The sequence below is a fragment of the Rhodovulum visakhapatnamense genome (genome assembly GCF_004365965.1).
GTDB classification, from domain to species: Bacteria; Pseudomonadota; Alphaproteobacteria; order Rhodobacterales; family Rhodobacteraceae; genus Rhodovulum; species Rhodovulum visakhapatnamense.
This window is the reverse complement of record NZ_SOEB01000051.1, coordinates 1-8,669: the sequence shown is the minus strand read 5'-3', so window position 1 is coordinate 8,669 and position 8,669 is coordinate 1. Positions and strand designations below refer to the sequence as shown.

The 8,669-nt window shown below is 65.9% G+C and carries 8 protein-coding genes; 4 read left to right on the top strand and 4 right to left on the bottom strand.

Annotation, left to right across the window (positions count from 1 at the left end):
• The coding region (locus EV657_RS22000; protein WP_208323336.1) for a hypothetical protein at positions 1–201 on the top strand (201 nt) is incomplete at its 5' end.
• Here the strand turns inward: EV657_RS22000 and EV657_RS20700 are convergent.
• Entirely contained in the window at positions 198–620 is a 423-nt protein-coding gene (locus EV657_RS20700) for a MerR family transcriptional regulator (protein ID WP_075786871.1), read from the bottom strand. The genes EV657_RS22000 and EV657_RS20700 overlap by 4 nt on opposite strands.
• Before the next feature lie 94 nt (positions 621–714).
• Here EV657_RS20700 and EV657_RS20695 point away from each other — a divergent pair, with 94 nt between their 5' ends.
• Together EV657_RS20695 and EV657_RS20685 are read left to right on the top strand one after the other, a co-directional pair.
• On the top strand, positions 715–2,991 hold the full coding sequence (locus EV657_RS20695) for a heavy metal translocating P-type ATPase (protein WP_425057277.1): 2,277 nt from the start codon (positions 715–717) through the stop codon (positions 2,989–2,991).
• A gap of 575 nt (positions 2,992–3,566) precedes the next feature.
• Entirely contained in the window at positions 3,567–5,669 is a 2,103-nt protein-coding gene (locus EV657_RS20685; protein WP_113668994.1) for a methyl-accepting chemotaxis protein, read from the top strand.
• Between the two features lie 48 nt (positions 5,670–5,717).
• On the opposite strand, the gene EV657_RS20680 is transcribed toward EV657_RS20685, so the two are convergent.
• On the bottom strand, positions 5,718–6,368 hold the full coding sequence (locus EV657_RS20680) for a class II aldolase/adducin family protein (protein ID WP_113668985.1): 651 nt from the start codon (positions 6,366–6,368) through the stop codon (positions 5,718–5,720).
• Between the two features lie 27 nt (positions 6,369–6,395).
• On the bottom strand, positions 6,396–6,854 hold the full coding sequence (locus EV657_RS20675) for an Lrp/AsnC family transcriptional regulator (protein WP_075786875.1): 459 nt from the start codon (positions 6,852–6,854) through the stop codon (positions 6,396–6,398).
• Positions 6,855–6,988: 134 nt separating this feature from the next.
• Here EV657_RS20675 and ald point away from each other — a divergent pair, with 134 nt between their 5' ends.
• Complete coding sequence (gene ald, locus EV657_RS20670) at positions 6,989–8,107, top strand: alanine dehydrogenase (RefSeq protein ID WP_134079712.1); 1,119 nt, start codon at positions 6,989–6,991, stop codon at positions 8,105–8,107.
• A gap of 14 nt (positions 8,108–8,121) precedes the next feature.
• Here the strand turns inward: ald and mscL are convergent, their stop codons facing one another.
• Positions 8,122–8,523 carry a large-conductance mechanosensitive channel protein MscL gene (gene mscL / locus EV657_RS20665; RefSeq protein ID WP_178390773.1) on the bottom strand — a complete coding sequence of 134 codons (402 nt, stop codon included), beginning with the start codon at positions 8,521–8,523 and terminating at the stop codon, positions 8,122–8,124.
• Positions 8,524–8,669: the final 146 nt, after the last annotated feature.

The window sequence follows — 8,669 nt, the reverse complement described above, 5'->3', positions numbered from 1 at the left end:
AGTATGAAACCCTCGAAGAACGCCCATTCCTCGTCCGACATAAGATCTCGTGCCAAGCTGGTCTCCATCGCAGATGCCAGCTTGAATCATGCCCTGCGCACGAGCGGAATCCCTTTTGTCAACACGACCTGGCGATTGGAAGAACGCCTGTATCTCAGCAATATGAGCCTTGAGGGAACGCCTACATCGAGGATGGCTTAATGGCCGTGGTCGGGATGCAGGCACAGGTCGTGATTTCCAAGCACTTCGATGACCCGGCAATCGGAAATCGTGCCATGCGCACATTGCGCCACCATGCGTTCCAGCTCTGTCTGGAGCGCCTTGAGGCGCAGCATCCGTTCCCGAACGGCGTCCAGCTGACGCCGGGCGATCATATCCGCGGCGCCGCACGGGATGTCGGGTTGATCCGACAGGCTCAACAGCTCGCGAATTGCATCGAGCGGAAAACCAAGCTCCCGCGCATGGCGGATGAAGGTCAGTCGTTCAACCGCCTTTTCGTCATACAGCCGCTGGTTTCCTGCGCTCCGATCGGCCTCGGCCAAAAGGCCGATCTGCTCGTAATAGCGGATCGTGGGCACCTTCACCCCGGTCCTCGCGCCCAGTTTTCCGATCGACAGCATGAGAAACCTCTTGAAGCTCCAGTTGCTAGAGCAAGTAAGCCTTCGACTCGATAGGAACAAGGGCCGTGGCGCAGCGCCGGGCAGGAGACGGATGATGAGTGATAGCATAAGGCGGCAATGGTCGGTGAGCGGCATGGATTGCGCCGCCTGTACCGCGAAGGTGACGAAGGCCGTCGAGAAATTGCCGGGCGTCAGCGAAGTGTCGGTGGCGCTGATGAGCGAGAAACTGTCCCTGACCCTGGCGCCCGGAGCAACCGCGCCCGAGCAGATCGAGACCGTCGTGCGCCGCCTCGGCTTCGGCATCGCGCCTGCCTCTTCGGACCGGGGCAACGCCGCTGCCGCGAGGCCGCGCCCGTCCTGCCAGGGGCACCATCACGATCATGACCATTCGGCGCACCAGCCTTCCGGCCAGGAGAGTGCGGTCGGCGCGCCGTCTGCCCGCAATGCGGGCCATGGTGCGCCGGGCCATGTCCATGACGATCCGGCGGATCGCAGCACGGCCTGGTACAGGACGGGCAAGGGCCGCCTTGTGCTGTTCACCGGGGTCCTGCTGGCGCTGGCCTGGGCCTTCGAGCTGCTGACGAATGCCGAATACGGCGACTGGGCCTTCATGCTTGCCTGCGTGATCGGGGTCGCGCCGGTGGCCCGCCGCGCCTTCGAGGCGCTGCGGCTCGGGCAGCCGTTCACCATAGAAAGTCTCATGACGATTGCCGCGACCGGCGCGCTGTTCATCGGTGCGGCCGAGGAAGCGGCGCTGGTCGTTTTCCTGTTCGCCGTGGGCGAAGTGCTGGAGGGGGTGGCCACCGGCAAGGCGCGCGACGGGATCCGCGCGCTGGCCAATCTGGTGCCGAAGACCGCACTGATCGAAGAGGACGGCCGCACCCGCGAAAGTCCCGCCGATCAGCTGATGATCGGTCAGCGCGTGCTGGTGCGTCCCGGCGACCGCGTGCCTGCCGATGGCGAGATCGTCGAAGGGGTCAGCGGGGTCGATGAAAGCCCGGTGACGGGCGAAAGCCATCCGGTAACCCGGGGGCCGGGCGATACGGTGTTCGCCGGCTCTATCAACACCGAGGCCGCCCTGCGCGTCGTTGTCGCCAAGGAGGCCTCGGACAATACCATCGCCCGCATCGTCCGGCTCGTCGAAGAGGCCGAAGACGCCCGCGCACCGACCGAGCGGTTCATCGACCGCTTCTCACGCTGGTACATGCCCGCGATCGTCGCCGTTTCGGCGCTGGTGGTGCTGGTGCCTCCGCTCGGCTTCGGACTGGACTGGAACACCTGGATCTATCGCGGGCTGGCGCTCCTGCTGATCGGCTGCCCCTGTGCGCTGGTGATTTCGGTGCCCGCCTCGATCGCCTCGGCACTGTCCTCGGGCGCGCGCCGGGGGCTGCTGATGAAGGGCGGTGCGGTGATCGAGGCCGCCGCCCGGGTCGAGCGCATCGCCTTCGACAAGACCGGCACGCTGACCCACGGCCGCCCGCGCGTCACCGACATCCGTCCCGCCGAGGGGGTCAGCGAAACCGATCTGCTGGCGGTCGCCGCTGCGGTCGAATCCGGTTCAAGTCACCCGCTGGCGCAGGCAATCCTGCGCGCCGCCGAAGACGCCGGGATCACGCCGCTTGGCGCAAGCGACGCCCGCGCGATCGTGGGCAAAGGGGTCGAGGCTCTGGTGGACGGGGCCAGGGCCTGGGTCGGCGCGCCGCGCCACGCCCTGGAAGCGGGCGGCCTGAGCGCCTGGCAAGGCGAGCAGGCGCGGACGCTTGAAGCCGAGGGCAAGACCGTGGTGGCGGTGTTCCGCGAGGGCGAGCCGCTTGGGCTGGTCGCCTTGCGCGACGAACCGCGCGAGGATGCCGCCGACGCCATGCGGCAACTGACGGCGATGGGCATCGCGCCGGTAATCCTGACCGGCGACAATCCCCGCACCGCGCAGGCGATCGCCGGGCAGCTGGGAATGGACTACCGCGCCGAGATGATGCCCGAGGACAAGCTGTCGGTCATCCGCGAGATGGGCGCCGATGGCGGTGTGATGATGATTGGCGATGGCATCAACGACGCCCCGGCGCTTAAGCAGGCCAGTGTCGGAGTGGCAATGGGGTCGGGGACCGACGTGGCGCTGGAAACCGCCGATGCGGCTATCCTGCGAGACCGGGTGGTCGACGTCCCGGCGCTGATCCGGTTGGCGCGGGCGACGATGCGCAACATCCGCCACAACGTTGCAATCGCATTGGGGCTCAAGGCGGTTTTCCTGGTGACGTCGGTTCTGGGGATCACCGGGTTGTGGCTGGCGATCCTCGCAGACACCGGGGCCACCGTTCTGGTAACGTTGAACGCATTATGGCTTCTGCGCTTCGACCCGGACCGCGAAAGCTGATCTGCGGGCCCCGATGCCATCCTGTCCGAGGCACAAGCCTGGATTGGCCGATATATTGGCTTCCAGAACGGCCGCCGACCCCATTCACCGCTTGACGGCAGAACGCCCGATCAAGCGTCCTTCAACCCGCTGCGGTCCGACTTGGCCGCGGCGTAACCGCCCCCCCCCTGAGGAGACGTCCAGCCCCTGTTCCGACACACCGGGCCATCTTTGCGGTCAGGATCTCGTCGGTGGCGATCGTCTTGCTTCCAGCAGGATGTGGAGAGGTAGAGATTTCTCCTGCACAGCCCCCAAGACCGGGCCTTCCAGAGCCTCGATTCACGGCCGCGACCTTATGGTAAGTCTGCCCGGGGAAAGGGAAGGCCCGGCTGTCAGCCGATTTAGTCAGTATCTACGCGTCGGAACACGCGCCCAACCGGCCTTGCAACAACCGGACCTGCACCGGTTCGGCTCGACGGAATTGGCCCGCTTCGAACCGTGGACGGGGCGCGAAGGGCGGGTCTTGCGGGATTAGATTTCCCTTAGGGAAAGGCGTTTAGCTTGGGGGTTTGACCGACCTGCATGGAACATACCGCATGTCCCTGAGATTCATCCTTCTCCTCGCCCTTGTGCCGCTTGTGCTGCTGATCCTCGTGCTGGCCGGCAACGACCTGCGAGGCTTCAGTTCCGCCGCCCGGTTCGGGGGCGACATGGCGACCGTGGCCGAAGAAACCGACCGGATCGGCGATCTGGTCCACGAACTGCAAAAGGAAAGGGGTCTATCGGCCGGGTTTACCGCCTCCAAGGGGCGGAACTTCTCTGCGGAGCTTCGCACACAGCGGACCGAGACCGATACCGCCCTGTCGGTTTTCCGGGACAAGCTGTCGGTGGTCAGGACGATGGCGCCCGAGGCCACTGACAGCGCGCTGCGCGCCCTGCAGGCGCTGCAGACCCAGCGCGGCAAGATCGACGCGCTGGACCTGACGGTGCCGCAACTGGCGGGCTATTACACCGGCATCGTCGAGTCGCTCCTGACAGCGGCCACCCGAATCCGCGACGGCAAGGTCGCAAGTTCCACGGCGATCCTGATGGAGGCGCAGGAACTGGTGGCGCTTGCCAAGGAAAGCGCCGGGCTGGAACGCGCAATGGGCGCGACCGGGCTTGGGACCGAGACCTTTCCCGACGAGGTTCACCTCCGTTTCCTGGCGCTGGGGGCACGTCAAAGCGCGCTGCTGGCGCGGGCACAGACGGTGCTCGGGCGGCCGGATTTCGTCTCGACGATCGAGGCCAGCAAACCCGCCCGGACGATTGCCCCGATGCGCGAAACGATTGCGGCCCTGCCCTATGGCGGCGCGCGCGGCGATCTGACCGCTCCGCAATGGTTCGCCGCCTCCACCGCCTGGATCGACCGCCTGCGAACCGTCGAATCCGATCTGGGCGAGGAAATCGGCCTTCTGGCCGAACGCAACCGCGCACAGGCCGAACGGGCCATGGTGGTGGGGTCGATTGCAACCGGAATCGGCGTGTTGTTGGGCGTCCTGATCGCCGCTGCCATCGCCGACGGCATCACGCGCAGGCTGCGCAAGCTGACAGGGATCATGCATCAGTTCATGGAAGGCAATTTCGAGGCCTGGGTACCCTTCATCGAGAAGAAGGGCGAAATCGGCCAGATGGCCAATGCCATCTACCGCTTCAAGCAGCTGACGCGGGCCGCGATGCGCCAGAAGGAAGAGGACGAGGCCACCCTGAACGAGCGTCATCAGCAAGTCGTGGATCTGGTGACCGAAGGGCTCAAGGCGCTGTCCCGCTCCGACCTGTCGCGGCATTTCGATGATCCGCTGCACGGCGACTACGACACGATCCGGACCGATTTCAACGCGACCGTGGTTCGACTGCGCGAGGTTCTGTCGACCATCGCCTCGACGGTCAGCGATCTCGAGGGACGGTCCGAGGACATGCTGCGCACCGCCGGCGACCTGGCACAGCAGACCGCCAGCCAGAGCAGCACGATCCAGGGAACGGCCGCCTCTGTCGACCGCCTGGCCAGCGGACTGAAGGACACCAATGGCTCGATCCACGACGCCCGCTCGCTGGCGGGCGACGCCAAGCAGCGCGCCGACCTTTCGGGCGAGATTGTCCGCGATGCCGTTTTCGCCATGGAACGGATCTCCGAATCGTCCAGCAAGATCGCGCAGATCACCGCGATCATCGAAGACATCGCCTTCCAGACCAATCTGCTGGCGCTGAATGCCGGGGTCGAGGCCGCCCGCGCCGGGGAAAGCGGCAAGGGCTTTGCCGTTGTTGCCACCGAGGTTCGCGAACTGGCCCGCAAATCGGCCGAGTCGGCCATGCAGATCAAGAAACTGATCGGCGAAAGCGTGGAAGAGGTCTCAGGCGGGGTGCGTCTGGTCGGTGAGGCGGGCGAATCGCTCGACGAAATCGTCTCGCAAGTGACTCGGGTTTACGAGACGCTGGCGCAGGTCAGCGCCCAGGCCGATGGCCAAACCCGCGAATTGCAGGAAGTCAACGAATCGATGACCAGCCTGCGCGCCCTGACCGAACGTAATGGCCATGTCGTCGACAGCACCCGCGACGCCTCGAACGACCTGGCAGCCAGCGCTCAGGCTCTGGCTCGGATCGTGGCCGACTTCAATCTTGGCCCCGACCAGCGCGCGGATCAGGTCGGACGCGCCGCATGAACTGCCCCGAGACGAATGCCGCCGCAGAAGAACCGGGGGCTACCTGCCTCAGCCGCGCTCGGCTTGTCCGTAGCCTTGGGAAAACTGGGCCACAGCCTCGGCCAGCTGGGCCTCGGTCAAGAGCGGCGGCTCGCCGAGGGTCAGCGCGCCATGATACTGCCGGGCCAGGGTCTCGACCTCGACGGCCAGCCACATCGCTTTCTCGAGGCTGACTTCGGCCGCGATCATGCCGTGATGCGCCATCAGGCAGGCCTTGCGCCCCTCCAGTGCCTCCAGCACCCTGTCCGACAGCGCCTGGGTCCCGAAGGTTTCGTAGGGGGCGCAACGAATATCGCCGCCGCCGGCCGCGGCCACCATGTAATGCACTGCCGGGATCGGCCTGTGCAGGATCGCCAGCATCGTGCAATAGGGCGCATGGGCGTGAACCACCGCGTTCAGATCGGGCCGGGCCCGCAGGATGTCGAGATGGAAGCGCCATTCGGACGAAGGCTTGCGCGCGCCATGAGCGGTGCCGTCCATCTCCATGAAGACGATGTCTTCCGGCGCCAGCACGTCATAGGCAATCGAGCTTGGCGTGATCAGGATCCCCGCCCCGTGCCGGACGCTGATATTGCCCGACGAGCCCTGGTTCAGACCGACCGCATTCATGCTGCGGCAGGCCGCCACGATCGCTGCGCGCTTGTCCGTCTCCTGGATCATCTCGCTCCCTCCGGTGTTGCCCCTGCCCTATAGCGGCAGCGCGGTGGTCTTGAACACCGTTCGCAGCGCAAAGGAGGATTGCATCCGCGCCACCCCCGGCAGCCGGGTCAGATATTGCCGGTGGATGCGGGCGAAATCCTCGCTGTCCTCGGCCACCACTTTCAGAAGATAGTCGGCGCTGCCCGCCATCAGATGGCATTCCAGAACGTCCGGCACCCGCGCCACTGCCTTCTCGAAGGCGGCAAGCGTTTCGTCAGCCTGGCCCGACAGCGTGATCTCGACAAAGACCGTGGTCTGGCGGCCCATCTTGCGGGCATCGAGAAGCGCGACATAGTCGCGGATGAACCCCGCCTCTTCCAGCCGCTGGACCCGCCGGTGGCAGGCCGAGGCCGACAGGTTCACCCGTTCGCTCAGATCCGCGTTCGAGATGCGCCCCTGTTTCTGCAACACCCGCAAAAGGCGAAGATCGGTTTCGTCCAGCGTCATTTCCCGCATGATCCTTCGACAGTCTGGCGGCATCATGCATGGATCTTCGGCCGAGGCCCAGAGCTCCCCCCCGAGAAAATCCACCATCTTCGGCCCGATCTGCGGCATTCTGCCGCCAGGAGAAGGAGACCCCAATGCAGATCGGATGCCCCAGAGAGATCAAGCCCCAGGAATTCCGCGTCGGCCTGACGCCAAATGCCGCCCGCGAGGCCGTCGCCCACGGCCATGCCGTGCTGGTCGAGACCGGCGCCGGGTTGGGCGCGGGCTTTGACGACGACGCCTACATCGCGGCGGGCGCCAGGATCGCCGCCTCGGCCGACGAGATCTTTGCCGAGGCCGAACTGGTGGTGAAGGTCAAGGAGCCGCTGGCCCAGGAACGGCGGCGCCTGCGCGAGGGACAGGTGCTGTTCACCTATCTGAATCTGGCCCCCGACCCGGACCAGACCTGCGAGTTGATCGACAGCGGCGTGACCGCCATCGCCTACGAGACCGTAACCGACGACCGCGGCGGGCTGCCGCTGCTGGCGCCGATGTCCGAAGTCGCGGGGCGGCTGGCGCCGCAGTTGGGGGCCTGGGCGCTGCAAAAAGCCAATGGCGGGCGCGGCGTGCTGATGGGGGGCGTGCCCGGCGTCGGCCCGGCCGAGGTGCTGGTGATCGGCGGCGGGGTGGTCGGAACCCATGCTGCCCGGATCGCGGCCGGCATGGGCGCCCATGTCACCGTTCTGGACCGCTCGCTGCTCCGGCTGCGCCAGCTTGACGAAACGTTCGGCGCGGCCTTCTCGACCCGCTATTCGTCCGAGGGCACGCTGGCCGAGTTGCTCGAGCGGGCCGACATGGTTGTCGGCGCCGTGCTGATACCCGGGGCGACCGCCCCCAAGCTGGTGCGGCGCGCCGATCTGGCGCGGATGAAGCCCGGCGCTGTGCTGGTCGATGTGGCCATCGACCAGGGCGGCTGCTTCGAGACCTCGCACCCGACCACCCATGAGGACCCGGTCTTTTCGGTCGACGGCATCCAGCATTATTGCGTGGCCAACATGCCGGGCGCGGTGCCGCGCAGCGCGACCTTGGCGCTTGGGAACGCCACCATGCCGTTCCTGCTGGCGCTGGCCGACAAGGGCTGGCGCCAAGCCTGCGCCGACGACCCGCATCTGCGGGCCGGGCTCAACGTGCATGCGGGCCATCTGACCTGCTACGCTGTCGGCTTGGCGCAGGGCATCGACGTTCTGTCGCCGCACCTGGCGTTGAAGGCCTGAGCGGAAGGCCGCGCTCAGCGCGCCTTCAGAAGGTCCCGGATCTCGGTCAGAAGCTGTTCCTGGGTCGGGCCCGCGGGCGCGCCGGGCACCGGCCGCTCCTTGCGGCTGGCGGCGTCCTTGATCCGGTTCACGCCCTTGACCAGCAGGAACACCACCCAGGCGATGATCAGGAAATTGATCAGCGTGGTGAGGAAATTGCCATAGGCGAAGACCCCGGCATTCTCGCCCTCCCCGATGCGGAAGGCGAGACCCGAAAAGTCGATGCCGCCGACGAAAAGCCCGATGACCGGATTGATGAGATCGTTGACCAGCGAGGTCACGATGGCGGTAAAGGCCGCGCCGACGATGATACCCACGGCCATGTCCATGACATTGCCCTTGGCGATGAAATCGCGAAATTCCTGCAGCATGAAAATACTCTTTCCTTCTGAAAGTCCCCCGCCGCACCTTCCGCTACGGCAGGTCGAGCCTAGGTCGTGTTGACAAAAGGGATTCCGCTCGTGCGTAGGGCATGATTCAAGCTGGCATCTGCGATGGAGACCAGCTTGGCACGAGATCTTAT